Origin of the sequence: Nocardia sp. JCM 34519.1, assembly GCF_020361265.1 — a bacterium.
Taxonomy (GTDB): domain Bacteria; phylum Actinomycetota; class Actinomycetes; order Mycobacteriales; family Mycobacteriaceae; genus Nocardia; species Nocardia arthritidis_A.
The window spans coordinates 97879-123950 of sequence record NZ_JAIRBR010000025.1; the positions used below are offsets into that span (position 1 = coordinate 97879).

The following is a 26072-nucleotide window of genomic DNA, read 5'->3' on the forward strand; positions in this document are numbered from 1 at the left end:
TGGAAACGATCGGCGGATTCAGTGCGCGGGTGGCAGCGAATCCAGCAGTGCGACAACGCGATGCAGTGCCGGGTTGGCGCAGTCGCGCCGCCACACCGCATGCAGTACGACCGGGTCGTCGACGCCGGCCAGCGGGCGGAACCGCACGCCGTCGGGATGTAGGTGGGTAGCGCTGTCCGGTACCAGCGCCAATCCGCGGCCCGCGGCCACCAGCGCGAGCATGGTGTGCACCTGGGTCAGTTCGTGGGTCGCGGTGTACGGCACGGCGGCCAGGATGCCCGCGACCAGGTCGGCGAAATACCGGGCCGGGCCCGGCGCGTACACCAGCAGCGATTCGCCGCCCAGTTGCTCGATCGGCAGCGGCTCCAGCCCGGCCAGCCGGTGCGCGGCCGGTACGGCGAGCACCAAGCGCTCGGAATGCACCGCGCGGCAATCGAATTCGTTCTGATCGAAGGGCGGGCGGGCCAGCGCCAGATCGAGTCGCCCGCTGCGCAGGTTGGCGAACTGCTCGGCGCTCACCATCTCGCGCAGCACCACCTCGACGCCGGGCAGCCCCTGCTCGATGTGATTGAGGAAGCGGCCGAGGAAGCCGAAACCGGAGGCGGCGGTGAAGCCCACCCGGACCGTGCCCGCGCCGCCCGCCGCGATCAATCGGGCCGCGCCGGGCGCCGCCTCGGCCAGCGCGAGCAGCCTGCGCGCCTCGATCAGGAATACCTCGCCCGCCGGGGTCAGCTGCACCTGCCGCTGGGTGCGATCGAAGAGTTCGACGCCGATATCGCGCTCCAACTTCTGGATCTGCCTGCTCAACGGCGGTTGGGTCATCCGGAGCCGCTCGGCGGCGCGGCGGAAGCTGCCCTCCTCCGCGACGGTGACGAAGCCGCGGATGTGCTCGAGCGAGATGAGCGAGCCGAGTTTGCCCGCATCGCCGCGGATCAGGTCGGCGCGCGGGTTGCCGATGGACGGCGAGGCGGCGAGGCGCAGCAGCGCGGGCGCCCGGTGGCTATCGCTGTTCATCGTCGGCCTCCTGTGCAACGGCGTATTCGCAGGCTATGCCGCCGAAGTGATACTCGTCCAACGCCATTTCCGCATCGTCCGATACCGGGTGGGTATCGAGCGTCATGACGCCGGATCGACGATCTCGACCCAGTTCGGATCGTCGCCGACGCGGCAGCGGCCGACGGCCCGCAGCGCGCCGTCGCCGCCGATGGCGTAGCTCGTCACCTGCCGCGATAGCTGGCCCGCGGCGACGAGGTAGCGCCCGCCGGGATCGATGGCGAAACCGCGCGGCCGCGTTTCGGTGGGCGTATACCCGATCGGTTCCAGCCCGCCCGTCGCGCGGTCCACCCGGAATCCGGCCAGTGTGCTCGAATTGCGGTCGGCCACATAGAGATACCGGCCGTCGGGGGTGATGTGCAGATCGGATGTCCATGCCGAGGCATGGCCGGGCGGCAGCACCGATGCCGACGCGGTCTCGGTCAATACACCGGCATCGAACGAATAGCCGTTCACCGTGCCGTCGAGTTCGTTCGAGACGAATACGGCGCGCCCGTTCGGGTGGAAGACGATATGTCGCGGTCCCGCACCGGATTTCGTCGGTGTAGCGGTCGGCTCATCGTGGATGCGACCTTCGGCGAATCGGTATCGCAGGATCACGTCACCGCCGAGCGCACCGACCAGCAGGTGGTGATTCGACGGATCGGCGACGATCGAATGCGCGTGCGGCGGCGTAGCTGTCACCGCGACCGCCGCACCCACCGCCGCGCCATCGATCGGGCACACCGCGATCCGGTCGCCCGTGTACGACGCGCCGAGCAGATACCTTCCGGACCGATCGGTCGCGAGGTATGCCATGTTGTCCGGCAACGGATTTCGCGAAACAACCCGCAACTCCCCTGATGCCGCGGCGATGGCGAGCACCACCACCTCGTACGGCTCCGACCGCAGCCCGGCGTACAGGTACCGGCGATCCGGGGCGACCGCGAGCGGCATCACCTTCCCACCGACATCGGTGGCGGACAACGGAATCAACTCACCCGTTGCGGTCAGCCGCAACACCGAGATCTCGCGGCTCTCCGCATTCGACACGTACACGATCACCCGTTACACCCTCACTTCGCCTCCGCCGCATGGCCGCCGACGCGCGCCCGCAGCTCCAGCTCGATCTGTTCCAGGCTGCGCCCCTTCGTCTCCGGCACGAATCGCTGCACCAGGAAGTACAGCAGCACGCTCACCGCGCCGAACACCCACGCCGAATGGGCAAGTCCCAGATGGTCGTTCATCACCGGGAACAGGAAGGTGATGGCGAAGGTGGACGCCCAGAGCACCACGCTGCCGACGCCCATGCCCACACCGCGGACCCGCAGCGGGAAGATCTCGGCCATCATCACCCAAACCACCGCGCCCCAACCGAGTTCGTATCCGGCGAGATAGACGTTGAGCAGGATCAGCGTCGTCAACCCGGTGACGGTGTGGTTGTGCACGGTGAGCACCACCAGGCCGAGCAGGAACAGTGAAAGCGCCATGCAGACATTGCCGAGCAGCAGCAACGGTTTACGGCCCCACCGGTCGACCATGAAGATCACCCACGCGGTGAACGCCACTTTGATGACGCCGAGCACGATCGAGGCGAGCAGCGAGGTCGAATTGCCGAAGCCGAGATCGGTGAACATTGTCGGCGCGTAGAGGTTTACCGCGTTGACACCGGAGAACTGCTGCCCGACGGCCAGAATCAGCGCGACCAGCAGCGCCGGTTTCGCCCACGGCATCAGCAGATCGCGCAGCCGGCCCTTCCGTTCGGCGTCCAATCGAATCACCGTGCGAATGCTGTCGATTTCGGCGTCCACCTCGTCGGCGCGATGCGTTCCGGCGAGTACGCCGCGCGCCTGCTCGACCATTCCCGCCTGCACCAGCCAGCGCGGCGTCTCCGGCAGCACCGACATGCCCGCGAGCAGCACCGCCGCCGGAACCGCGGCGAGCCCGAACATCAGCCGCCAGTTCCCGGAACCGGACAGCGCCCAATCCACTATGTAGGCCAACAGGATTCCGGAAACAATCATCAGCTGGTTCAGCGTGGACAGCGCGCCGCGGGCCCGGGTCGGCGCCAACTCGGACAAATAGGTCGGCACCGTCGCGGACGAGCAACCCACCGCGATACCGGTGATGAACCGGGCGACCACCAGCACCGCGACATTCGGCGAGAGCGCACAGCCGATGGCGCCGACCGCGAATACCGCGGCGGCGATCATGATGGTGCGCCGCCTGCCGAGCCGGTCGGTGATGCGCCCGGCCGCGGCGGCGCCGAATATCGCACCCGCGGCGAGACATCCGCCGATCACACCCTTGGTGAACGAGGTCAGATGCCATTGATCCTTGATGAACAGCAGCACCCCGGAAATTACGCCCAGGTCGTAACCGAAAAGGATGCCGCCGAGCGCGCCGAAGAAATAGAGGAAACGAACATCGGCGCCGAGAGCCGACACCGTCGGTTTGTACTGCATGGTGCTGCGCTTCTTTCGCGGTCTAGCAGAGATTTCCCCAGCGTCACATGCGCGGGGACGATGATTGCGCGGAAATACGATTCGTTCTCGGTATCGCGCAATGCGTTTCAGAGTGGGTTGGGTTTACCCAGCGGGGTATCGCAGAACGGCCCGCCGATATATTTCGGCGCATTCGCCGGATCGGTGTCGATCTCGGCGGCGAAGCGTTCGGCGTCGTCGACGCCGCGATAGCCGAGCGCCTCGGCCTCGCGCAGCGAGACCACCGCGCGGGTATTCGGCGAAACACCCCAGATCACCTGGTAGCCGGGACTTTTCGCGGCGAGGCAGGCCTCGAGCAGCCGGGCGCAGTCGTCCGGTGACAGCCACATGGACAGTCCGCGCAGATCGGCCGGGCGCTCGAAACAGGAACCGATCCGCACGCAGATCACATCCATGCCGAATCGGGAGTGATAGAGGCTGCCCAGCGCCTCGACGGCGGCCTTGCTCACCCCGTAGTAGGTGTCCGGCCGCGGAAACGCTTCTCCGGCAACCTTTTCCGCGCCGATTTCGGCGAATCCGGCGGCATGGTTGCTCGATGCGAGCACGATCCGGGATATCCCGGCCTGCCTGGCGGCCTCCAGCACCGTATGCGTGCCGTCGATATTGGCGGCGACGATGCGGTCCCAGCTGTCCTCGCGACTGATGCCGCCGAGGTGGATGATCGCGTCGACGTCCCGGCAGGCGGCCGCGATCGTCACCGGATCGGTCAGCGAACCCGTGACGAGTTCGACGGCCTCGCCGGGCCCGGCGGGCGGCAGCGGTCGCAGGTCGAGTAGGCGCAGTACGCGATCGGGCCGGGCCAGCCGCGGCCGCATCAGCGTGCCGATCCCACCCGCGGCCCCGGTGACCAGGATTCGTTGCGTCATCGTCGGTCCTCCTGTCGACGCCGGATGTGGTTCGAGTCACATCACCTGGCGTGCCAGCAGGCTATTTCGGCCGACTGATGCCTGTCCAACACTATCTGGGCATCGACCGATACTTCAGACGCATCAAATGAGTCCGGCGGCTACCGCGGTAACCGCCGGACCTCATCGAATTCGGTGTCAGTGCACCATGGCCGCCGGAGCGTCCTGCGCGGGCGCCTTCGCCTTGGTCCGCGGCAGCATGAACGCCGGTATCAGCGTCAATACGATCAGCACAACGGCGACCACGTAGGTGTGCGCGAAAGCCGTTGCCGCCTGGCTCAATCCGAGCTCGATCGCCTGCGGCGGCAGATGCAGTTTCGCCGCGAACGCCGGATCCTTCAGCGCCGCCATCGCCGGACCGGCCAACTCCTGATGTTTCAGGTTGTTCGTCAGCACCACCGAGATGGTCGCGGTACCGATCGAACTGCCGGTCTGGTTGATGATGTTCATCAGCGTCGATCCGCGCGCCACCTGCTCGTGGGTCAGCGTCTGGATGGCCGCGGTCATGGTCGGCATCATGGTGCAGCCCATGCCGAGACCCATCACGAACAGCGCGGACAGAATCATCGGATACGGGGTATCCGATTTCAGCTGGGTGAAGAAGGCTGAGCTCACCGCGATCACCGCGAGTCCGGTGAGCACGACCTTGCCGGGACCGATCTTGTCGACCAGCTTGCCGGCGATGGGCATGGTGAGCATCGCGCCGAGACCCTGCGGTATCAGCAGCACACCGGTCATCACCGGCGTCTCACCGCGCACCTGCTGGATGTAGTTCGGCAGCAGCACACCGGCGCCGAAGAAGGCGGTCGCGAACAGCACCATGGTGAGCACCGCGAAGGTCAGCGCCTTGTTCCGGAACAGGTGTAGGTCGATCAGCGGATGTTTGGTGCGCAGCGCGTGCAATACGAACGCCACCATGAGCGCGAGGCCGATCGCGGCCGGTATCAACACCTTCGGCGCGATCACCTTGCCCTCGCCGGGTATCGACGAGACGCCGTACAGGAACAGCGCGAGGCCGGGTGAGGCCAACAGCATGCCGAGGAAGTCGAAGGATTCCGACGGCTCGGGCCGGTCGGACGGGAAGACGACGAAGGCGAGCAGCAGTGCGATGATGCCGATCGGCACGTTGATCAGGAAGATCAGCTGCCACATATTGTGCCCGTCGGCCCAGTGGAAGCCGATCAGCCAGCCGCCGAGGATCGGGCCCGAGATCGGGCCGAGCAGCATCGGCACGCCGAGTACGGCCATCACGCGGCCGATCCGCTGCGGGCCCGCCGCATGGGTCATGATCGTCATGCCCAGCGGCATCAGCATGCCGCCGCCCAAACCCTGGACAACGCGAAATGCGATGAGCGACTCGATATTCCATGCGGTGCTACACAGCACCGAACCGAGTACGAAGAAGGTCAGCGCCAGCATGTACAGGCGCTTGGTACCGAATCGGTCGGCCGCCCAACCCGTCAGCGGGATGACCGTGGCCAATGCCAGGGTGTACGCGGTCATCGTCCACGCCGCGATGGCGGTCGTGGTGTTGAACTCGGTTTGGAAGGTCGGCAGCGCGATGATGACCACGCTGATGTCCAGAATCGACATGATCGCACCCAGTACGACCACACCCGCGACCTTGAGGACTGCGGGGTCGAGTTTGTCGGTCGACGGGTCTGGGCCCGCCGCCGCTATATCCGGAGGTGATGTCACCGCTTAAGCGTTCCATCACTTTCGCTATTTCTCTAGTGAATTCGGAACTTCCGTGCTGGCGGAAATTCGTCGGCGAGTGCGAGCGCGGCCATTGTGGCCGATTCGCCGGCCGGTAACAATGGCAGCCGGACGGCCGGGCTGGGAATTCGGCCCTGTGCGGCGAGTACCGATTTGATGACCGTCGGGTTCGGTTCGGCGAACAATGCGGACGACAGCGCGCTGAGGCGGTGGCCGATGGCGCGCGCCGCATCGACGGACCCCTTGTGCCACAGCGCGATCAGGTCGGCGAACTCCGCGGTCGCGACGGTGGCGGAGGCGAGAATGCCGCCCGCCGCGCCGAGGGCCAGCAGCGGAGCGATGAACAGGTCGTCACCAGCCAGCACCGCGAAATCGACGGGGCGCCTGCGCATCAGCTCGATCGTGGTCTCGTCGATCGCGCCGACGGCCTGTTTGACGCCGATGATATTCGGTGTTTCGGCAAGGGCGACAAGGGTATCCGCGCCGAGCGGGCGTCCGGTGCGGTACGGGATGTTGTAGACGATCAGCGGTATCGGGCTGGTTGCCGCGAGGCTGCGGAAATGTGCGAGCACACCGGCCTCCGACGGCCGGGTGTAGTAGGGGACGACGGTCAGCGCGGCGGTGAGCCCCGGATCGAGGTCGCGCAGTGCCGCGTGTGAGCCCGCGGTGGAGTTGGATCCGGTACCGACGATCAAGGGCGCGTTATGTTCCCGGCACACGTTCGCGCAGATTCGGATGACGGTCTCCCGTTCCTCGGCGGTGAGCGTCGCCGGTTCGCCGGTGGTGCCGAGGGCGACGATGCCGGTGGCGCCGTCGGCCAGTACCTCGTGCGCGAGCCGCTCCAGCGCGTCGGCGGCGAGGTCACCACCCGCGGTGAACGGCGTGATCAGGGGGATGAAAAGGCCTGCAAGCGTCATGGTTCCAGGTTCGCGCGCGAAAAGCTTCAGGTCCAGTTCACATTTCTGCCGCTGAGCATAAGCTGAGGTAATGCTCGATGTCCGTAAACTCCGCCTGCTGCGCGAACTGGCCCACCGGGAGACGATCGCCGCGGTGGCCGAAGCGCTCAACTACACGCCGTCGGCGGTATCCCAGCAACTCACCGCGCTGGAACGCGAGGCGGGTACGCCGCTGCTGGAGCGCACCGGGCGCCGGGTGACGCTCACCCCGGCCGCGCACCGGCTGGTCGCGCACGCGGAAACCATTCTGGCCGTGCTGGAACAGGCCGCCGCCGAACTCACCGGGGACGAACTCACCGGACATCTGCGGATCGGCGTATTCCCCACCGCGGTGCGCACCATCCTCTCCCCCGCCCTGGTGGCGTTGAGCACCGCGCATCCGCGCCTGGAACTGTTCGTCTCCGAACTGGATCCGGTGCTCGCGCCGGGCGCGCTGCGGGCCGGGACGCTCGATGTCGCACTGGTCCAGGAGTACGACTACGTGCCGGTCGAACGCGATCCGGCGCTCGATACCGAACCGCTGCTCACCGAAACCGTCTATCTGGCGGCGCTTTCCGATGGATCACTCGATATGCGACGGGAAAGCCCCTGGATCGCAAGCACACCCGGCACGCTCTGCCACACCATGACGGTACGGGCGTGCCAGGCCGCCGGATTCACGCCGCGGATCCGCCATCACGCCGACGATTTCGGCACCGTGCTCGCGCTGGTCGCCGCCGGTCAGGGCGTGGCGCTGGTACCCGGGCTCGGCGCGCTCGAACCACCGCCCGGCGTCACCCTGACACCACTGCGGACAAGGCGCAGAACGCATCTGGCGTACCGGCGCGGCACCGGCGCACATCCGGCGATCGATGCCGCCAGATCGGCGCTGAAGGCCTCGGTGGCTGATTTCCGATGAGCCGATTCGCTTTTCAGGCCCGTTCCGTGGACCGGACCCCGCCGGACCTGCGGGCCGCGCGGATATCGCGGCAGATCCGGTCGACGGTGTCCTCGACGGTCCAGTTGCTGTCGATCCTGGTCTCGCCGACGAAGGACAGCGGCTGCCAGCCGTGGAACCACAGCGCCATCTGCGATTCCGGAATGGTGGCCGACTGCGGGCGTCCGGCATGCCGCAGCAGGGTTTCCTCGAAGGTCAGATCGAAGCTGTAGAACAGCGCGGCCCGCGCGGCGGCGGCCAGCCGCTCCAGCATCGCACCGTATCGCCTGGCGTCGAGGATACCCTCGACGATCACCACCAGTCCGCGCGAAAGACACAGCGCCGCAATATGTTCGATCAACTCGATGTTGAATCCACCGGACCGGTCCGCCTCGCGAACCATCTGCCTGCGCACCACGTCCTGCGGGATGACAACGCACCGCCCGCGGGCGAATCTGCGCTGCGCCGCCGCCGCGACCGTCGACTTGCCGGACGCCGAATTGCCCCGGATCACAACGAGTGTGCTCACCCCGCGCGGCAAAACCGAACTCCCGGTCGAACCTCGAAGGATGGCACGTCACCGGTGTACACGATCCAGGCAGCGATGTCATGTGCCGCACCTCGACCGCGGGTGCACCGACCCAGATCTCGCCGTTGAGATCTCGTCGCCGTTGACGGTGACGGCGACCCGCGGTTGCCGACAGTACTGACATACCCGTCATATTCGGAGCCAATCGTGTTGCACTCGAAGACAAATGGAAATTCAGGCCTCCGCGACCGATACGTATACCGGCTCATCGGTACGGGCGCCCGGCTCGTCCAGCGTCCAGTCGTCGGGCAGGCCGCGCACCAGCAGGTCGGTGCCCTCGGCCTCGATGCGCACGGTCACCGGACCGAGGCGCAGATCGGTCAGGACGAGCCTGCCCCAATCCGCCGGGATGCGCGGCGCGACGGTGAGCGTCCGCCGCGGCACATCCGGCGCCAACCCGAGGAAGGACCGGACGAGCAGCAGTGGCGCGGCGCTGGCCCAGGCCTGCGGGGAACACGACGTCGGATACGGAATCGGCGCCGGGAACTGATCTCTGGCGAAGCCGCAGAACAACTCCGGCGGTCTGCCGTCGAAGGCGAGCGCGGCGGCGACGATGCCGCCGGTCAACTTCTCGGCGAGGGCGAGCGCACCCGGAATATGCCGGTAGCGCAGCAGACCGGCCACCGCGATCGCGGTGTCGTGCGGCCAGACCGAACCATTGTGGTAGCTCATCGGGTTGTACGCACCCATGCCGATTGCCAAGGTGCGCAACCCGAATCCGCTGTCCATCGCCGGATCGGCCATGGCGGCGACCAGTTCGCCCGCATGCTCGTCGTCGATGATTCCGGTCCACAGGCAGTGCGCCGCATTGCTGGCCAGCGCGTCGACCGGTCGTTTGTCGCGATCCAAAGCCATTGCATACCACCCCTTTTCGGGTATCCAAAAGGCCTCGTTGAACTTTCGCTTCAGCTCGGCCGCCGCGGCGCGCGAGCGCTGCGCGACGCGGGAATCGCCGAAGGCCTCCGCCAATTCGGCGCGGGCCAGCCACGCCGCGTACACATAGCCCTGCACCTCGCACAGCGCGATCGGCGGATGGGCGAGGTCGCCCGCGGCGTCGTTGATCGCGTCGAAGCTATCCTTCCAACCCTGATTCGACAGTCCCCGATCGGTTTTCCGGTGATATTCGACGAAGCCGTCGCCGTCCGCGTCGCCGAAGTGCTCGATCCAATCCAGCGCGGCATCCGCGGCGGGCAGTAGGTCGCGAACCGCGTCGTCGGGCGCACCCCATCTCCGGCATTCGGCCAGCAGCATGAGGAACAGCGGCGTCGCGTCGGCCGAGCCGTAATACACGGTGCCGCCGAGCACCTGATCGCCGGCCGGGCCGCGCCGCATCTCGTGCATGATCCGGCCCGGCTCTTCCTCGGTCACCGGATTGACCTCTTTGCCTTGTAGTTTCGCCAATCTGCGCAGGGTGCCCATCGCCAGCCCGCGATCGAGCAGCAGCGCCATCCACGAGGTCAGCAGGCTGTCGCGGCCGAACAGCGTCATGAACCATGGCGCACCCGCCGCGACGAAAGACGAAAGCCCGTCGTGACTTTCGATCCGCAGCGCGCCGAGATCGCTCTCGGTGTGCCGCAACATATGCGCCAGACCGGGATCGGTCGCGGTGAGATCGGTCGCGGTGGCCCGCCACGCGGTGATCCGGCCCGCCGGACCGTCGGCGGGCGCCTGCGTCACCTGGGTGCGCTGATGCCCGACCACCGGCTGTGCCCGCACCGTCGCCGACCAGTTGCCGCGGGACGGCACGACCGCGCGCCAATTCATGGTGCCGGGCAGCACCATCGGGTCGCCGTTGGCGGTGACCACCAGCCCGCGTCCCGGATCCGCGTGCGCGGTCAGATGCAGTTCGTCGCCGGCCACCGCCACCTCGGCGGTGCCGTGTTTGCTGCGGCCCTCCTTCACCGAGAACAGATCGGCGAAATCGGCGTCGATATGAATGGTCAGCGTCAGCGCGGTGTCCTCGCCGCCCAGGTTGTGAACCGTGAGCGTCTCCTCCAGGCCGCCGCCGACCCGGCGGTGCCGCTCGATCAGCACCGTACTGTCGGCCAGCCCCGGCCGGGGCGGCAGGCGCAGCAGGAAACGGGCGTCGAACGCCTCCGAGGCCTGCACGCTGAGCTGCTCCACCGGATGCCCGTCGACCGTCAACACCCAGCGCGACAGCACCCGCGCGTCCCGGTAGAACAGACCGAGCGTGCCGCCGGGGTGGATATCGCCGTGCTGATCGGACAGGCAGAATGTGCTGGCCTCGACCAGGGTGATGGTCGAATGACCACCACCGACGCCGACCGGCGGCCCCGCGTTGAAGATCCGCGGCACGGTCACGGCCTGCTCCGCTCACCACCGTGCAACAGCGTCACGGCACCGGCCAGATGGGATTCGGCGGCATCGATCTTCGGGAACTCGATCCCGTCGTCCGCGCGGACGACCGCCGCCCGGTACGCGGCCTCGTAGCCGGAACCGAGCCGGTCGATGCTGAACAGCTGCTCGACACGCAGGCGGCATTTGCGCGGATCGATGCTGTCGATCGCGGCGATGGCGTCGGGCAGTTCGGCCGGATCATCGCAGATGAAACCGGTGACACCGTCCTCGATCACCTCCGAGACGGCACCGCCGCGCAGCGCGACCACCGGTGTGCCGCAGGCCATCGCCTCGATCATCACCATGCCGAACGGCTCCTCCCAGCGGATCGGGAAGAGCAGGCAGCGCGCCTGCGACAGCAGCAGCCGCTTGGCCACCGCGTCGGCCTCGCCGAATACGAAGTCCGACGCGGTGAGCAGCGGCCGGACCTCGCTGTCGAAATAGGCCCGCTCCGGACGCTCGTTGCATTTCGCGGCCAGCACCAGCCTGCGGCCGGCCGCATGTGCGGCGGGCAATGCGAGGTGGGCGCCCTTGTACGGGGCATAGCGGCCGAGGAAGAGCAGGTAGTCCTGCTTTTCGGCCTGGAACGGCCAGGTATCCGGATCGATGGCGTTGTGCACCCGGCCGATCCAGTTGAGATCGGGCGCGAGCGAGCGCTGCCGGTCGCTGATCGCGACCAGTTGCGCGCTGGCCGCCATCGCGCGGTAGTAGTCGCCGGGTCCGTCCTCGACCGGGCCATGCACGGTGATCACCGTCGGGATGCCGAGGGCGCGGTAGGCGGGCGCGTTCAGCGGACCGGCGAACGTGTGGTCGTGCACCACGTCGATATGCTCGGTGGCCGCCAGTCGCTGCACACAGCGCCGCACCTTCAGTGCGTGCATCACCTCCGGAAACGGGTCGCCGAGGGCCGCGGCCTGCGTGGTTTCCCACAGCGGGATGAACCGCGCCCGCGTGCCGGGCTCCCCTGCCCCGAGCAGTGTCACCCGATGACCGCGCGCGACCAGCGCGTCGGCGAGCTGCGCCACTACCGCCTCCACCCCGCCGTATCCGGATGGCGGCACCGAGAAGTAGGGTGGCGCCACCAGCACGATGTGCAGTGCCGCATCGGTAGTCCGTCGTTTCAGTGCCGAATCCATATCGGCCAATACACTGCTCACGGTCTTTCCTCCTCAGCCGTCGTTGCTGCGGACAAGCGATCTCGTGATGGTCGAACGTCCAGACCAGGGTGGTCCGGTGGGACTGCACTATTGAATTGGGGAAAAGCGCTCGCCGGGAAGAGAATTCGCGAGCCGGACGGGTGCGGCGGAAACAGGGGGCCGACAAGCGGTTTCACATTTTGGCGGCTACCTGGTTCGCCTCATCGAACAGACCGTCTGCTGAATGTTTACCCACTGTTCGGATTTCAAACGTGGCAGAGCGCCGCGGCCGTGACCGCGACGGCGACCCGGTAGCGTCGAACGAATGGCGACGCCACGATCAGCACCACCGACCCCGGGCATCCAGCGGCTCGCCGAGCGCTGCCGCACCGAGACTCCCGTGCTGACCAGGCGGCTGATGGCGGCCGTATTCACCGACAACCCGGAATGGAACGACTACACCTCGGTACCGCGCGCGGATCTGCGCGACGGCTGCCGCCGGTACCTCACCCGCATCCTCGACCTGCTGACCGGCGCCGCCGCCGACCCGGATCACGACGATGTTGCCGCGGCCATCGGGCGACGGCGCGCCGAGCAGGGGGTGCCGCTGGAGGCGATGCTGCGCACCTTCCGGCTCGGCGGCCGGATCATCTGGGAGGCGCTGCTGGACAATGCCGAGCACACCGGGACGCGACCGCAGGAGATCAGGGACGTCGGCACCGCGATGTGGACGGTGATCGATGGGCTGTCGTCGGCGCTGTCGACCTCCTACCGCAATACCCAGCTCGAACAGGTGCGCCGGGACGAGCGGCGCAGGCATGCGCTCATCGAGGATCTGCTCGCGGGCCGCGCGCACGACGCGACCTTCGCCGCGCAGGCGGCACGCGAACTGGACCTACCCGCGCACGGCGCCTACCTGGTGCTGGCGGCCGAGCCGAGGACCGACGGCGCACCGGTACTGCCCGGTGCGGAAACGGTGTTGGCGGCCTTGGGAATTCGTTCGGTCTGGCACAGCAGGGTGGATACCGCCATCGGCATCGTCGCGCTGGAACACCGGGACGCCGGCGCGGTGCTGCACCGGCTGCGCCCGCTCAACCGCGGCCGCACCGGCTGCTCGCCCGCGGTCGCCCAACTGGCACAACTGGATTCGGCGCACGAGTTGGCACTCGTCGCCCTGGAGACGTTGCCACACAACGCGATCGAGCTGATCTCACTCGACGAGCGTTATCCGGAGGCGCTGCTGGTGCGCTCCCCCGATCTGACCCGGCTGCTCACCGCGCATCTGCTCGGTCCGGTGCTGGAATTGCCCGCGAAAGAACGCGACGTACTGCTGGACACCCTCGCCGCGTGGCTGGCCGAGAACTGTTCGGCCGCGCACGCGGCCGCGCGGCTGCACTGCCACCGCAACACGGTGCTGAACCGGCTGCAGCGGATCACCCATCTGCTCGGCAGGCCGCTCGACGGACAGCGTGCATACCTCGAGCTCACCCTCGCCCTCACGGCGCTGAACCTGCCTGAAATCACTGGTTGAGGCCGGTACCGCCGGTCCTACCGTCGGGTACAAATTGTGCATAGCGCCCATTTTCGATCCCGCAAACCTGGGCTTTCGGGGCATTGTGTGTGCAATTCTGGCGCGAAAGACTTTTCCGGCATGGTCCGTGCCACAACCTCGGCGCGGATGAATCATTCGAGATTGAGGAGCACCACGAGTGCCGGAATTCGATCTGCTGGTGGTCGGGGGTGGGCCGGGCGGGTATGTGGCGGCCATCCGCGCCGCGCAGCGTGGTCTGTCGGTGGGCCTGGTGGAGAAGGAGCGCCCCGGCGGGGTGTGCCTGAATTGGGGATGCATCCCGACCAAGGCGATGCTGCGTTCCGCAGAGGTCTTCCAAACCGTAAAGGATGCAGCCGAATTCGGCGTCCTCACGGACAATGTGCGCTTCGACTACGGTGCGGTGCGGCGCCGCAAGGACGGTATCGTCACCGAACTCACCGACGGTGTCGCGGGACTGCTTGCGGCCAACGGTGTTTCGGTGCTGGCGGGCCACGCGCGATTCACCGGCCCGACCACCGTCGACCTGTACGAAACGGGTCCGTCGCCGATCGCGCCCGACGGTCCGCGCTACGCCGCGGCGCCGGGGAAGTTCATCCGCAGTGTTTCCGCGCGTGACGTGATCATCGCGACCGGCTCGGTACCCGCGCGCCTGCCCATCCCCGGCGCCGACCTGCCCGGCGTGATCACCTCCGACGGCGCCTTCGGCCTGACCGAGGTCCCGGACCGGATCGTCATCGTCGGCGGCAGCGCGGTGGGCGCCGAATGGGCAAGTCTGTTCGCCACTTTCGGCAGCCGGGTGACCGTCGTCGAAATGCAGGACCGGTTGGTGCCCGCCGAGGACAAGGACATCTCCGCAGCGCTCGGCCGCTCCTTCACCAAGCGTGGCATCACCGTGCTCACCGGGCATACGGTCGCCGCGATCGCGCAGACCGACGCGCTGCGGGTGACCGTCGAGGGCCCGAAGGGGCAGGAGATCGACGCCGACGTGGTGCTGGTCGGGGTCGGCCGTAAACCCAATACCGCCGAACTCGATCTGGAGAAGACCGGAATCGTCACCGACGCACGGGGTTTCATTCCGGTGGACGACCAGTTGCGCACCGGCGTCGAGCATGTGCACGCGATCGGCGATGTGACCGGCCGGGCGCTGCTCGCGCACGTCGCATCCCATCAGGGCCTCACCGCCGCGGATGTCATTGCCGGACACGATGTCCGGATCGACTACGCCGCGATTCCGGCAGCCACCTTCACCCATCCGGAGATCGCGAGCGTCGGGCTCACCGAGGCCGCGGCGAAGGCGGCGGGCCACGAGGTGATCACCGCGCGGTTCCCGTTCGCGGCGCTCGGCCGCTCGAAGACCTTCGGCGATACCGAGGGGTTCCTGAAAATCGTTGCCGGAAAACAACATCAGGAGGTCCTGGGCGTCCACATCATCGGCCCGTCGGCCAGTGATCTGATCACCGAGGGCGCGCTGGCCATCACGCTGGAGGCCACCCTCGACGAATTGGCCGACACCATCCACGCCCACCCGACCCTCGGCGAGATCGGCATGGAGGCCGCGCTCAGCGCGCTCGGCCTGCCCGTGCACGTCGCGCCGCGCAAGAAGCGTTGAGGAGCACCGATCGTGACAACTTCGACCGCACCGCGCAAGACCACCCGTAAGTCCGGTAAACCCGCTGCCGCCGAAAACCGGCTCACCGCAACGGATCCGGAAACCCTGGTACGCCTCTACCGGGATATGCTGTTCGTGCGCCGCTTCGAGGAGCGCACCGCGCAGGCCTACCAGCAGGCCAAGATCGGCGGCTACTGCCACCTCAATCTGGGCGAGGAGGCCACCGTCGTCGGGCTCGGCGCCGCCATGCGCCCCACCGACTACCTGTTCACCAACTACCGCGAACACGGCTACGCCCTCGCCAAGGGCATCGAACCCGGCCGGGTGATGGCCGAGCTCTACGGCCGGGCCACCGGCACCTCCAAGGGCTGGGGCGGGTCGATGCACATGTACGACACCGCGACCCGGCTGCTCGGCGGCTATGCCATTGTCGGCGGCCAGGTTCCGCTCGCCATCGGCGCGGCGCTCGCCGTCGACTATCGCGGCGGCGACGATGTGGTGGTGTGCCAGATGGGCGAGGGCACAACGAATATCGGCGCCTTCCACGAATCGCTGAATATCGCGGCGCTGTGGCGGCTGCCGATCGTATTCCTGGTGATCAACAACCAGACCGGCATGGGCACCACCGTCGAACGCTCCTCCGCCGAACCGGATCTGTGGAAGCGCGCCGCCGCCTACCGCATGCGCGGCGAACGCGTCGACGGCACCGATGTGCTCGCCGTGCGCGATATGGCGAGCGAGCTCATCGAAACCGCCCGCCGCGAAGGCAAACCGGCGCTGCTGGAGGCGGTGAGCTACCGGCTGAAGGGGCATTCCGTCGTCGATCCGGCGAAATATCGCAGCAGCGATATGGTTTCGACGGCCCGCTCGCACGATCCGATCGAGATCTGGCATGCCAAACTGCTCGACGCGGGCGTGCTCACCGCGGAATCGGCCGCCGACATCGAGCGTGAGGTGGCCGAAAGCGTGGCCGCTGCGGTCGAATTCGCCGATTCCAGCCCGCATCCCGAGCCGTCGAGTCTGTTCGACTACAACTACGCGACCCCGGTGCCCGGCGATTCCCACCGCCTGCCCGCCGACCCACTCTTCGCCTAGCCCTGGCGCAGGGCTATCGCCTGAAAAGGATTACATCACCGTGGCTGTCATGACCTATCGGGAAGCGCTGCGCGAAACCCTCCGCGAGGAGATGCGGCGCGACGACGATATCTTCCTCATCGGCGAGGAGATCGGCGTCTTCGAGGGCTCCTACAAGATCACCGCGGGCCTGCTCGCCGAATTCGGCGAAAAGCGGGTGCGCGACACGCCCATCGCCGAGGAGGGTTTCGTCGGCGCCGCGATCGGCGCGGCCATGCTCGGCCTGCGCCCGGTCGTGGAGATCATGACGATCAACTTCTCGCTGCTCGCGCTGGATCAGATCGTCAACCACGCCGCCAAGATCTACGGCATGTTCGGCGGACAGACCAGCGTGCCCATGGTCATCCGGACCCCGGGTGGCGGCGGGCAGCAGCTGGGTGCGACGCATTCGCAGAACATCGAGCTCTACTACGCGTTCGTCCCCGGGCTGAAGGTGGTGGCGCCGAGCACCCCGGCCGATGCCAGGGCACTGCTCAAGGCCGCCATCGACGACGACGATCCGGTACTGTTCCTGGAGAACCTTTCGCTCTACAACACCAAAGGCGAAGTGCCGGAAGATCTTCCGGCCGCCCAGATCGGCAAGGCCGCGGTGACCCGCACCGGGACCGACATCACCCTGATCGGCTACTCGCGCATGGCGACGGTCTGCACCCAGGTCGCCGAAAGACTTGCCGCGGAAGGTATTTCGGCGGAGGTCGTCGACCTGCGCAGCCTGCGCCCGCTGGACCGCGACACCATCGTCGCCTCGGTGCGCAAGACCGGCTGCGCCGTGATCGGCGAGGACGACTGGCTCACCTACGGTATCGGCGCGGAGGTGGCCGCCTCCATCTCCGACGGCGCCTTCGACTACCTCGACGCGCCGGTGCGGCGGGTCGCGATGGCCGAGGTGCCGCTCCCCTACGCGAAACCACTCGAGCGGCTCGCGCTGCCGTCGGCCGACTCGCTGTACACCGCCGCCGTGGAAACCCTTGCCGCCGTCGGCAAACGACGCTGAGATCCGGAGGACACCCATGCCCGAAATCACCATGCCCCGGCTCTCCGACACCATGGAGGACGGCGTCGTCTCCGCCTGGCTCAAACAGGTCGGCGACCAGGTCGCGCGCGGTGACGTGCTGGCCGAAATCGAAACCGACAAGGCCCTGATGGAATTGGAGGCCTACGACGACGGGGTGCTGGAACAGATCCTGGTCGAACCGGGAACCCGGGTGGCGATCGGCGCGCCGATCGCATTGGTCGGCGACGGTAGCGGGGCCGGGAAATCCGCTGCGCCGGTTGCCGGTTCGGCGAGCGCGGCTGCGGGATCGCTCGACCCGGATGACGCCGCCGGTGGCACATCCGTTGCCGATGTGCCCGGAGCTGTGGCGTCGACCGGTGACGCGACGTCGAGCGCTGGCGCACAGAGCGTTTCGCCCGGCAACGGCGTGCGACCGAAGTCGTCCCCGCTTGCGCGCAAGATCGCGGGCGAGCTCGGAATCGATATCGCCACCGTGCGGGGCACCGGCCCGGGCGGCCGTATCACCCGCCAAGATGTCGAGGCGGCGCACCGGGCCACCGCGACACCGAGCACACGCCAGGATACCGACGCCGGACAGCCGACCGCGATACCGGCGGCGACCCCACAGGGAGCGTCGGTTAACGGAACAGCCGATGCCGCAACCGGATCCGCCGCACCGGCGGGCGATTACACCGAGGAACCGCTGAGCAATATCCAGCGGGTCGCCGCGAAGCGCCTCACCGAGAGCAAACAGCAGGCCCCGCACTTCTATCTGACCAGCGCCATCGATGTGACCGATCTGCTGGCCTTCCGGGCCGAGGTCAACGGCACGCTGCAGAGCGCGGGTAAGGGCAAGGTCAGCGTCAACGATCTCATCGTCAAGGCGGTGGCCGCGACGCTGCGCACCGATCCGGGCGTCAACGTCTCCTTTGCCGGAGATAAGCTGTTGCGGCACAATGGCATTCACCTGGGTGTCGCGGTGGCGATCCCCACCGGTCTCGTCGTGCCGGTGATCCGGGATGCCGACCGGAAGGGCGTCTCCGAAATCGCCGCGGAGACAGTGGAAAAGGCCGAACGCGCCCGCGCGGGCCGGCTGCGTGCCGACGAAATGTCCGGCGGCACCTTCACCATCTCGAACCTGGGCATGTTCGGAATCGAACAGTTCGCCGCGGTCATCAACCCGCCCGAGGCCGCCATCCTCGCGGTCGGCGCGGCCACCGACGAATTGCGGCTCGCCGACGGTGAAATCGTGGTCCGGAAGATCCTGCGGGTGACGCTGTCCGCCGATCATCGCGCGATCGACGGCGCGACCGGCGCCCGGTTCCTGCAGCAGCTGAAGTCGATCATCGAACAACCGCTGCGCATCGTCACGTAGTGCCGACCAGAGGGGTGCCGCCGCAGTTCGGCACCCCTCGAAGGAAATTTCTACAGGGTCACCGGCAACTGGTGGTGACCGTTGGAGATGAAGCTCGCCACCGTGCCGAGCTCCGAAATATCCGCTGCCAGCCGCATATTCGGGAACCGCTGGAAGATGGCGGGCAGCGCCACCTCCGCCTCCAGGCGGGCGAGCGGCGCACCCAGGCAGTGATGGGCGCCGTAGCCGAAGGCCAAGTGCTCCTTGGTCGCTCGGGTCACATCGAATTCGTCGGCGGTCGCGCCGTGCACCTTCGGATCGCGGTTAGCGGCCGCGTAGGACGCCAGGATCGGTTCGCCCTTGGCGATGCTGATGCCGCCGTCCAGCTCGATATCCTCGGCGGCGAAGCGCAGCGGCAGATGCGCCACCGGCGCCTCGAAACGCAGCGACTCCTCTACCAGATCGGACCAACCCACTTGGCCCGCAAGCAGACTCGCCCGCTGCTCGGGCCGGGTGAGCAGCGCGAAGATGGCCTGGTCGAGCAGGTTGACCGTGGTCTCGTGCCCGGCGCTGATGACGAGCAGCAGGGTGTCGATCAGTTCCTGTTCGGTGAGCTGTGAGCCGTCGTCCTCGTCCCGGTGTGCGATCAGCAGGCTGGTCATATCGTCGCCGGGATGTTCCCGCCGGAATGCGACCAGTTCGGCCAGAATCCGGTACATCTCCATATAGTTGGCCTGCGACTGCTCCGGGGTGAGGGTGGTGTCGAAGATGCCGTCGACGCATTTGCGCAGTCCGGGATTCAGCGCCTCCGGCACGCCCATCAGCTCGCTGATCACCCGGATCGGCAGCGGGTACGCGAAACCCTCACGCAGATCGACGATTCCGTCCTGCGCGGCCAGCTCGTCGAGGAGTTCGTCGGTGATCGCGACGATCCGCGGCCGCATCGCCTCGGTGCGGCGCGCGGTGAACGCCGGGGCGACCAGTTTGCGCAGCCGCCGGTGGTCGGCGCCGTACGCGGTGAACATGTTGTTCACCGCCACCCACAGGAAAAGCGGCCAGTCGGGCGGGATTTCACCGTTGATGAAGGCAGGCCAGTGCTGTTTGGCGTCCTTGGACACCCGCGGATCCACCAGCAGCTGCTTCAGCAGCACCTGATCGGTTACCGACCAAGCCTGCACGCCGCCGGGCAATTCCACCTTTGTCACGGGGCCGCGCTCGCGAATCCGCGCGGATTCGCCCTGGATATCGGTTCCGGTGGGATCGAGGACTAGGGGCGGTTGATCCATCGGAATCTCCTTAATACACGTTGAGCGGAGGGGATTTCGGGAAGGTGACCGGTAGGGACACCAGAGCGCGATGGAAGGGCCCAGGCCGCCAGGTGAGGTGCTCGGGCCGTACGGACAGACGCATTTCGGGTAGCGCGTCGAGCAATTGGTCGATGGCGTCCTGCACCACCAGATAGGCCACCGAGCGGGCCGGGCAGGCGTGCGGGCCGACGCTCCACGCGAGATGGGAGCGGTTGTCGGTGTAGCCGCCCGCGTCGATCGCCGGATCGTTGTTGCAGCCGGTCATGCTGATCACCACCGGCTGATGCGCGGGCAGCCACACCTCGTCGATGAGGATCGGCTGCTTCGGGTAGGACACGCAGTAGTTGGCCATCGGCGGGTCGTTGAACAGCACCTCGTCCAGCGCGTCGCGGGTGGATAGGCTGCCGCCCAACACATTTCCGGCGAATCGATCGTCGGTGAGCATCAGCAGCAGGGTGTTCACGATCAGGTTCTGCTGCGGTTCGATACCCGCGCCGTAGAGCGTCACCAGCTGATGGATCATCTCCTCGTCGCCGAGCCCGGCGTGGTGGGCGATCAGCCGCGAGGTGACGTCGTCACCCGGTTCACGCCGCTTCAGCATCACCAGCTCGTACAGCGCGTCGGTGAGCATCTGGTTGCCCTTGTCGGCGTTGACGCCCTCGAACATCGCGGCCATGCCGGTGGCCACCTGCTGACCGATCTCGGCCGGGCAGCCGAGCATTTCGTTCAACGCGGCGAAGGTGAGCGGGAAGGCGTACTGACTGATCAGATCGGCGACGCCGTCGCCGCAGAAACTGTTGATCAGCGGGATCGCGATCCGTTCCACCGTGGAATGCAGTGCGTGCAAATCGATTTCGCCGATGGCGGTGATATTGGCCTGCCGGTAGCGCGCATGTTCGAGGCCCGCGCTGCGCAATGCGTTCGGGCGCCACTCCAGCATCGGCAGAATCGGGCACTCACCCGGTATCTCGCGCTGCCAGATGCGCGGGTCGGCCGGAAAGTGGTCCGGATCGTTGAGGATGCGCACCGCGGTGTGATAGCCGATCACCAGGGTCGCCGGTACGCCGGGCGCGAGGTCCACCGGCACCAATGAGCCGAATTTCCGACGCATTTCGCGGTAGGCGCGGTGCGGATCGGCGGCGAACTGCTCGGAATACAGTGCGACCCTTGGTCCGTCGGTGTCCACCGGCGACCCGTGCGCGACCGGGCAGCGGGCTTGTTCGGTGGACCCGGCGGTGGATAGTCGCTGCGACGGGGTCAAAGACGTCCTTCCATTCTGCGGAACAGGAATTCGACGAGCGTGATCAGCGAGCGCAGACAGGTGCCGCGGTCGCGGGCGTCCAGCATGGTCAGCGGGGTGTCGGGGGTGAGATCGAGCGCATCGCGCACCTCGTCGAGCGGGAACTGTTTGGCGCCCTCGAATTGGTTCACCGCCACCGAATACGGCACGCCGCGCTCCTCCAGTACCGAGAGCACCTCGTCGGCCTTCTCGATGCGGCGGGTGTCGACCAGCACCAGCGCGCCGAGCGCACCGCGGGCCAATTCCTCCCACAGCGGCACGAACCGCTGCTGCCCCGGCGTGCCGAAAAGATACAGCGCCAGTTCGGGATTCAGCGTGATGCGGCCGAAATCCATTGCGACCGTTGTGGTCGACTTGCCGGGCAGACCCGCCATATCGTCGACGCCGACGCTCGCCTCGGTGATGGTCTCCTCGGTGCGCAGCGGTTTGATCTCCGAAACGCTGCCGACGAAGGTCGTCTTGCCGACACCGAAATTGCCCGCCACCAACAACTTCACCGACCGGGTCACCGTCTCGGCGACATAGTTCACCCGCTCCGCCGGCCGCCACCCACCCGGATCGACATCAGACGGCGAGAGCACGGAGCCCATTCAGTACCTCCTCCAAGAGGGCCAGGTCCGGCAGCGCATCGGCCGGTGCCGGTGAGTTCAAATGTCCGCTGTCCAGCAGATCCGACGCGACGATCTTCACCACCGAGGGCGGCAGATCGAGGTACGCGGCGATTTCCGCGATGGACAGCGAGCCGCGGCGGACCACGTCCATGACCCGGCGCGCGTCGGGGCTCGCACCCGGCGCGGGATCCTTGGCGGCGACCACCAGCGTGACCAGGTCGAGGTCACGGGTGGCCCGAGAGCGTCCCCCGGTGCGCACATAGGCGCGCACCAGGTCAGGGTCGCGACGTGGCCGGCTCATCGCAGGTCGGCTCGCCTGCGAGGTTCGGCGCCGAGCTCCCGGCCGACGCGCCCGGCCAGCTCGTTCATCCGGTGCGCGATGAGGCCCACGTCGATATCGGTGGTGGTGGAGACGCCGAGCAGCGCGCCCTCACCGGCCGCGGTGATCAGGATCATGCCCTCGTCGTATTCGGTCATGTTCTGCCGCACCGAATTTCCGCTGCCGCCACAGAATTCGCCGAGCGCCTTACCGAGCGAACGCAGCCCCGACGCGGCGGCCGCGAACCGTTCCGCGTCATCCTTGGCGACGCCGGCCGAATGCGCGATCCGCAGGCCGTCCTCGGAGAGCAGGACCGCGAAGCGGACCCCGGGAATCTCGAGATCCTCTAGTAGCCAGGCCAGTTTGTTGCCGCTGTCGGTTGCCGGTGTGCCCATCAAGAATCCATCCCTTCGCTGTGATCGGAAGCGGCGGCGCGGCCGCTCTTGGATCCGGTCTGCCAGGCGGCGGCGATATCCGGTCGCGCCAGCGCCGGTTCGGTGCGTGGACCGTCAACCCGCAAGGCAGGCGCGACATCTCGGCGCCTGCGCTTCGGTAGTCCGCCGCTGGTGATCTCGTGCAGCGCGAATTGTGGCTCCTCCATTGGCTGTTCGCTCACGGTCACCGAAGCGGGCTCCGGTGCGATCTCGTCGGCGGGGACGGGTGCGGGTTGATGCTGCGGTTCGCTCTGCTGCTGCGGCACGGCCGTCGCCGGTGCCACCTGCGGCGTGACAAGTAGTGCCTCCGGGATGTAGACCATGGCGCGCATACCGCCGTAGGCGTTGGGTCCGTCGATGTAGACGGTGAAGCCGTAGCGGCGGGCCAGCGCGGCGATACCGGGGAAGCCGACCTTCGGGGACGGCCCGAGCTGGTGGATGTCCACCGGGCGCTCGTTGGCGAGCACCTGCCTGGCCTCCTCCATCTGTTCGGCGTTCATCCTGACGCCGGCGTCGTCGATGATGACGGTGACGCCGTGATGCCCCTCCTGGAAGCTCACATCGACGAAAGACGTTGGCGGGGAATAGCGCAGCGCGTTGTCGAGCAGGGTGGCCAGGGTGTGCACCAGCGGTTCGACGGCGCGGCTGATGACCAGCCGGTCGAGTTGGTTCGGCCGCACCCGCAGATAGTCCCGGACGCGGCCGATGGCGCCGCCGACCACATCGGTCAGCGACTGGACCGGCCAGCGGCGGCCGGGCAGGCCGCCGGAGACGATCACATAGGACTGGGCCTGGCGGATCATCTGCTGAACGGTGTGGTCGATGCGGGTCAGCGTGCCGTACACCTCGTCGTCGCGGTGTTCGCGCAGTGCCTGGCTCACCATCTGGCCGACGTCGGCGCCGAGGCTCACCACCGAGGTGCCGAAGGAGCGCACCGCGGCGGCGGTGGCCTCGCGGGCGCTCGCGGTCACCTTGGCGCGGGTCGCCTCCTCCGCGGCGTGGATCGCCTGCTGCGCGCGCTCGTCCGCCTCACGGTTGGTGCGCTCCCTGGTTTCGGCCTGGACGGCACGCAGGTCTTCTGCGCCGCGTTCGGCGATCCAGCGCAGGTATTGGGCGAACCGCGAATCCTCCAGTCCGGCGGGAAGTTCCACCCGCGGCGCCGGTTCGAAGCGGCGCACCGCCTCGGTCACGGCGGGTAGCGTGCTGACGGCGAAATGTTCCAGTGCGTCCTCGCGGGCCCGCTGTTCCCGCGTCAGCGCGGTGATCTGCTCCTGCTTCGCGTGCCCGGTTCGTACCGCGTACCCCGCCACGGCGAGTACCAGGACGGCGGCGATGATCCACGGAAGTACCACGGCGATATCCAAATTCATCAGTTCTCTCGTCGTCGACCAGCTCGGGGATCGTCCGGAAAACCTGACCACGCCACAACCGGTGTCGGCCCGCTCCGGCGCTGTGGACAGCCAGCTGCCACAGAGTTTCGTCCCACCTTCCTCGCCACACCGACCGCGGCCGACCAGGCCGGATACGGTCCGCGTCGAATGCCGAGCACCTGGCGAGTGACCGGCGGCGGACCGCACAGTACCTGCGGGACAGGCGATTCCAGCACCACCCACCACCCACAGCGGAGTCCCGCCAGCAACCCGGAACCCGACGATTCGATCACCCTAGCAGGGTTGTCGATCGCGCTCGACGTATCGACCGACATGCCATACATATTGCGAAGTTTCGCGAGATCATCCCAGGACCGCACCGAAAGATGTTGTGCACAGGCCCATCCGAGCCGACAGCTCGTCACCCGCATGCCAACCCCTGATCAGCGGTTTCCGCATTCCGGCAATACACGCGCTACCGCCCCGACTGTGACCCGGCCCACTGATGTCGAACAGATCTTTCATCTCGGTCACCGTCATCGACTTCCGGCCCGGTACCGAGGAAACCAGATCCTGTGCCCACCTCCTGAACTCCGCGGCGCCGTCCCCGATAATGAGGCGCGGGCCGAGCCGAATCGGTGGCCCGGCGGTGGGGACGTAACCCCGAACCGACCCGAGAGAAGGTATGGATGCCCGACGAGCGGCCGTGCGCGACAACCCTGTTCGATCCCGGCGAGCGTGCGCCGGCGGAGTGGGTGAGCACGGCTTTCGCCGACCGGCATCGGGCGGCCCGGGCGACGGCGCTGGCGTCGCCGCGCGGCAGGCTCATCGAGGCGATGGTGGAATGCGTTGAGCACAAAGGCTATTCGGCCACCACACTGAGCGATATCGTGGCGCGGGCCCACGTTTCGCGCAGCACCTTCTACGAACAGTTCGCGAACAAGGAGCAGTGTTTCGTCGAGGCGGTGCATACCGGCATCGATATCGTGGCCTGCCGGATCGCGGAGGAACTCGCGCAACTGCCCGCCGACGCGGACGCCGTCGCCAAGATCGCAACGATGGTCGCGACATATTGTGAAACCGTCGCCGCCGAAGCCGATTTCGCGCGCCTGGTACTGGTCGAGTCGTTCAAGGTCGAGCAGGCCGCGGTGGCCTACCGCGATCTCGCCGTCGACCGATTCGCGGATCTGTATCGGGAGTTCTACGCGCAGGCGCGCGCCGCGGATCCGGCACTGCCGCAGCTGCCCGACCACCTCATCGCGTTGATCCCCGATGCGATCGGCGAGCGGACCCGGCGAGTGATAGTCGACGCCGGTGCCGCCCGGGTGCCCGAACTGGCGCCGCTGTTCACCGACTACGCGCTCGCGGTGCTCGGCCTGCGCACGCGGCGCTGATCTCCGGCGTCGTACGCTGGACACATGCCCGATATCCAGGAACCGGCCGGATTCGAGCGGCTGTTCGAATCGCTCGGCGGGCGCCGGATCGCCGTCTTGACCGGCGCCGGGCTCTCGACCGATTCCGGCATACCCGACTATCGCGGCCCGGATTCGCCGCCCCGCAATCCGATGACGTATCAGCAGTTCGTCGCCGATCCCGTGTTCCGGCAACGCTATTGGGCGCGCAACCATATCGGTTGGCGGCGCATGGACGGTGCCTGGCCGAGTGCGGGACACCGGGCGCTGGCCCGGCTGGAAAGGATGGGCGCGGTCACCGGCCTGATCACGCAGAACGTCGACATGCTGCACACCAAGGCGGGTCAGCGCCGGGTGATCGACCTGCACGGCACCTATGCGCGGGTGCGCTGCCTCGGCTGCGACGCGCTCATCTCCCGGATGGCGCTGGCCGAGCGGCTGGAGGCGGCCAATCCGGGATTCGCCGCGGCGGCGCGGCTCGACGGGCTAGGCCCTGTGTCGAAGTCCGGCCGGATGCATCCGCGGTCCAGCTCGTCGCCTGGCAAGGCGGAGGAGGAGCCGATA

23 protein-coding genes are annotated in these 26072 nt (G+C 67.4%); 8 read left to right on the forward strand and 15 right to left on the reverse strand.

What is annotated here, in order from left to right; translation table 11 throughout:
* Positions 1–18: 18 nt before the first annotated feature.
* From LGY53_RS37905 to dapA, 6 genes are all read right to left on the reverse strand, one after another.
* On the reverse strand, positions 19–1014 hold the full coding sequence (locus LGY53_RS37905; RefSeq protein WP_225731519.1) for a LysR family transcriptional regulator: 996 nt from the start codon (positions 1012–1014) through the stop codon (positions 19–21).
* A 102-nt stretch (positions 1015–1116) separates the two neighbouring features.
* The gene (locus tag LGY53_RS37910) at positions 1117–2097 is read right to left on the reverse strand and encodes a beta-propeller fold lactonase family protein (protein ID WP_225731520.1); all 981 of its coding nucleotides are present in this window, start codon (positions 2095–2097) and stop codon (positions 1117–1119) included.
* An 11-nt stretch (positions 2098–2108) separates the two neighbouring features.
* The gene (locus LGY53_RS37915; protein WP_225731521.1) at positions 2109–3497 is read right to left on the reverse strand and encodes a sugar porter family MFS transporter; all 1389 of its coding nucleotides are present in this window, start codon (positions 3495–3497) and stop codon (positions 2109–2111) included.
* Between the two features lie 107 nt (positions 3498–3604).
* A complete protein-coding gene (locus LGY53_RS37920; RefSeq protein ID WP_167474438.1) occupies positions 3605–4402 on the reverse strand; it encodes an NAD(P)-dependent oxidoreductase in 798 nt (265 codons plus the stop codon).
* Between the two features lie 177 nt (positions 4403–4579).
* The gene (locus LGY53_RS37925; protein WP_225731522.1) at positions 4580–6139 is read right to left on the reverse strand and encodes a DHA2 family efflux MFS transporter permease subunit; all 1560 of its coding nucleotides are present in this window, start codon (positions 6137–6139) and stop codon (positions 4580–4582) included.
* Between the two features lie 32 nt (positions 6140–6171).
* The gene (gene dapA, locus LGY53_RS37930; protein ID WP_225731523.1) at positions 6172–7074 is read right to left on the reverse strand and encodes a 4-hydroxy-tetrahydrodipicolinate synthase; all 903 of its coding nucleotides are present in this window, start codon (positions 7072–7074) and stop codon (positions 6172–6174) included.
* Between the two features lie 70 nt (positions 7075–7144).
* Between dapA and LGY53_RS37935 the strand changes: the two genes are divergently transcribed.
* On the forward strand, positions 7145–8011 hold the full coding sequence (locus LGY53_RS37935; protein WP_225731524.1) for a LysR family transcriptional regulator: 867 nt from the start codon (positions 7145–7147) through the stop codon (positions 8009–8011).
* A gap of 13 nt (positions 8012–8024) precedes the next feature.
* Here the strand turns inward: LGY53_RS37935 and LGY53_RS37940 are convergent, their stop codons facing one another.
* From LGY53_RS37940 to LGY53_RS37950, 3 genes are all read right to left on the reverse strand, one after another.
* On the reverse strand, positions 8025–8558 hold the full coding sequence (locus tag LGY53_RS37940) for an AAA family ATPase (protein ID WP_225731525.1): 534 nt from the start codon (positions 8556–8558) through the stop codon (positions 8025–8027).
* 234 nt (positions 8559–8792) lie between these two features.
* Entirely contained in the window at positions 8793–10940 is a 2148-nt protein-coding gene (locus tag LGY53_RS37945; protein WP_374111294.1) for a glycogen debranching N-terminal domain-containing protein, read from the reverse strand.
* On the reverse strand, positions 10937–12112 hold the full coding sequence (locus LGY53_RS37950; protein ID WP_225731542.1) for a glycosyltransferase family 4 protein: 1176 nt from the start codon (positions 12110–12112) through the stop codon (positions 10937–10939). The genes LGY53_RS37945 and LGY53_RS37950 overlap by 4 nt, the downstream gene beginning before the upstream one ends.
* 325 nt (positions 12113–12437) lie before the next feature.
* Here LGY53_RS37950 and LGY53_RS37955 point away from each other — a divergent pair, with 325 nt between their 5' ends.
* From LGY53_RS37955 to LGY53_RS37975, 5 genes are all read left to right on the forward strand, one after another.
* The gene (locus LGY53_RS37955) at positions 12438–13643 is read left to right on the forward strand and encodes a CdaR family transcriptional regulator (RefSeq protein WP_225731526.1); all 1206 of its coding nucleotides are present in this window, start codon (positions 12438–12440) and stop codon (positions 13641–13643) included.
* 178 nt (positions 13644–13821) lie between these two features.
* Positions 13822–15273 carry a dihydrolipoyl dehydrogenase gene (gene lpdA / locus LGY53_RS37960; RefSeq protein WP_225731527.1) on the forward strand — a complete coding sequence of 484 codons (1452 nt, stop codon included), beginning with the start codon at positions 13822–13824 and terminating at the stop codon, positions 15271–15273.
* A gap of 12 nt (positions 15274–15285) precedes the next feature.
* Positions 15286–16368: a pyruvate dehydrogenase (acetyl-transferring) E1 component subunit alpha gene (gene pdhA, locus LGY53_RS37965; RefSeq protein WP_225731528.1), complete on the forward strand. Its 1083-nt coding sequence runs from the start codon at positions 15286–15288 to the stop codon at positions 16366–16368.
* Positions 16369–16417: 49 nt separating this feature from the next.
* Complete coding sequence (locus LGY53_RS37970; protein ID WP_203217603.1) at positions 16418–17401, forward strand: alpha-ketoacid dehydrogenase subunit beta; 984 nt, start codon at positions 16418–16420, stop codon at positions 17399–17401.
* Positions 17402–17417: 16 nt separating this feature from the next.
* Entirely contained in the window at positions 17418–18776 is a 1359-nt protein-coding gene (locus LGY53_RS37975) for a dihydrolipoamide acetyltransferase family protein (RefSeq protein WP_225731529.1), read from the forward strand.
* 50 nt (positions 18777–18826) lie between these two features.
* Here the strand turns inward: LGY53_RS37975 and LGY53_RS37980 are convergent, their stop codons facing one another.
* The 6 genes from LGY53_RS37980 to LGY53_RS38005 are packed head-to-tail and all read right to left on the reverse strand — an operon-like array spanning position 18827 to position 24096.
* Entirely contained in the window at positions 18827–20041 is a 1215-nt protein-coding gene (locus tag LGY53_RS37980; RefSeq protein ID WP_225731530.1) for a cytochrome P450, read from the reverse strand.
* A gap of 10 nt (positions 20042–20051) precedes the next feature.
* The gene (locus LGY53_RS37985) at positions 20052–21323 is read right to left on the reverse strand and encodes a cytochrome P450 (RefSeq protein ID WP_225731531.1); all 1272 of its coding nucleotides are present in this window, start codon (positions 21321–21323) and stop codon (positions 20052–20054) included.
* On the reverse strand, positions 21320–21952 hold the full coding sequence (locus tag LGY53_RS37990) for an ATP/GTP-binding protein (RefSeq protein ID WP_225731532.1): 633 nt from the start codon (positions 21950–21952) through the stop codon (positions 21320–21322). The genes LGY53_RS37985 and LGY53_RS37990 overlap by 4 nt, the downstream gene beginning before the upstream one ends.
* On the reverse strand, positions 21927–22274 hold the full coding sequence (locus tag LGY53_RS37995; protein WP_225731533.1) for a DUF742 domain-containing protein: 348 nt from the start codon (positions 22272–22274) through the stop codon (positions 21927–21929). The genes LGY53_RS37990 and LGY53_RS37995 overlap by 26 nt, the downstream gene beginning before the upstream one ends.
* Positions 22271–22687 carry a roadblock/LC7 domain-containing protein gene (locus LGY53_RS38000; protein ID WP_225731534.1) on the reverse strand — a complete coding sequence of 139 codons (417 nt, stop codon included), beginning with the start codon at positions 22685–22687 and terminating at the stop codon, positions 22271–22273. The genes LGY53_RS37995 and LGY53_RS38000 overlap by 4 nt, the downstream gene beginning before the upstream one ends.
* Positions 22687–24096, reverse strand: a complete 1410-nt coding sequence (locus LGY53_RS38005; protein WP_225731535.1) for a sensor histidine kinase — start codon at positions 24094–24096, stop codon at positions 22687–22689. Before LGY53_RS38005 ends, LGY53_RS38000 begins: the two co-directional genes overlap by 1 nt.
* A gap of 689 nt (positions 24097–24785) precedes the next feature.
* Between LGY53_RS38005 and LGY53_RS38010 the strand changes: the two genes are divergently transcribed.
* Together LGY53_RS38010 and LGY53_RS38015 are read left to right on the forward strand one after the other, a co-directional pair.
* Positions 24786–25490, forward strand: coding sequence for a TetR/AcrR family transcriptional regulator (locus tag LGY53_RS38010; protein WP_225731536.1), 705 nt, complete (start codon positions 24786–24788; stop codon positions 25488–25490).
* A gap of 24 nt (positions 25491–25514) precedes the next feature.
* Positions 25515–26072: Sir2 family NAD-dependent protein deacetylase (locus tag LGY53_RS38015; protein ID WP_305082757.1), on the forward strand; the 558-nt coding region annotated here is incomplete at its 3' end.

What these genes read in the sequence shown, in the direction of transcription:
- LGY53_RS37905 (WP_225731519.1), bottom strand. Translation starts at nt 1,014, where the DNA reads ATGAACAGCGATAGCCACCGGGCGCCCGCGCTGCTGCGCCTCGCCGCC.
- LGY53_RS37915 (WP_225731521.1), bottom strand. Translation starts at nt 3,497, where the DNA reads ATGCAGTACAAACCGACGGTGTCGGCTCTCGGCGCCGATGTTCGTTTC.
- LGY53_RS37920 (WP_167474438.1), bottom strand. Translation starts at nt 4,402, where the DNA reads ATGACGCAACGAATCCTGGTCACCGGGGCCGCGGGTGGGATCGGCACG.
- dapA (WP_225731523.1), bottom strand. Translation starts at nt 7,074, where the DNA reads ATGACGCTTGCAGGCCTTTTCATCCCCCTGATCACGCCGTTCACCGCG.
- LGY53_RS37935 (WP_225731524.1), top strand. Translation starts at nt 7,145, where the DNA reads ATGCTCGATGTCCGTAAACTCCGCCTGCTGCGCGAACTGGCCCACCGG.
- LGY53_RS37950 (WP_225731542.1), bottom strand. Translation starts at nt 12,112, where the DNA reads ATGGATTCGGCACTGAAACGACGGACTACCGATGCGGCACTGCACATC.
- LGY53_RS37955 (WP_225731526.1), top strand. Translation starts at nt 12,438, where the DNA reads ATGGCGACGCCACGATCAGCACCACCGACCCCGGGCATCCAGCGGCTC.
- LGY53_RS37970 (WP_203217603.1), top strand. Translation starts at nt 16,418, where the DNA reads ATGACCTATCGGGAAGCGCTGCGCGAAACCCTCCGCGAGGAGATGCGG.
- LGY53_RS37975 (WP_225731529.1), top strand. Translation starts at nt 17,418, where the DNA reads ATGCCCGAAATCACCATGCCCCGGCTCTCCGACACCATGGAGGACGGC.
- LGY53_RS37980 (WP_225731530.1), bottom strand. Translation starts at nt 20,041, where the DNA reads ATGGATCAACCGCCCCTAGTCCTCGATCCCACCGGAACCGATATCCAG.
- LGY53_RS37990 (WP_225731532.1), bottom strand. Translation starts at nt 21,952, where the DNA reads ATGGGCTCCGTGCTCTCGCCGTCTGATGTCGATCCGGGTGGGTGGCGG.
- LGY53_RS37995 (WP_225731533.1), bottom strand. Translation starts at nt 22,274, where the DNA reads ATGAGCCGGCCACGTCGCGACCCTGACCTGGTGCGCGCCTATGTGCGC.
- LGY53_RS38000 (WP_225731534.1), bottom strand. Translation starts at nt 22,687, where the DNA reads ATGGGCACACCGGCAACCGACAGCGGCAACAAACTGGCCTGGCTACTA.
- LGY53_RS38005 (WP_225731535.1), bottom strand. Translation starts at nt 24,096, where the DNA reads ATGAATTTGGATATCGCCGTGGTACTTCCGTGGATCATCGCCGCCGTC.
- LGY53_RS38010 (WP_225731536.1), top strand. Translation starts at nt 24,786, where the DNA reads ATGCCCGACGAGCGGCCGTGCGCGACAACCCTGTTCGATCCCGGCGAG.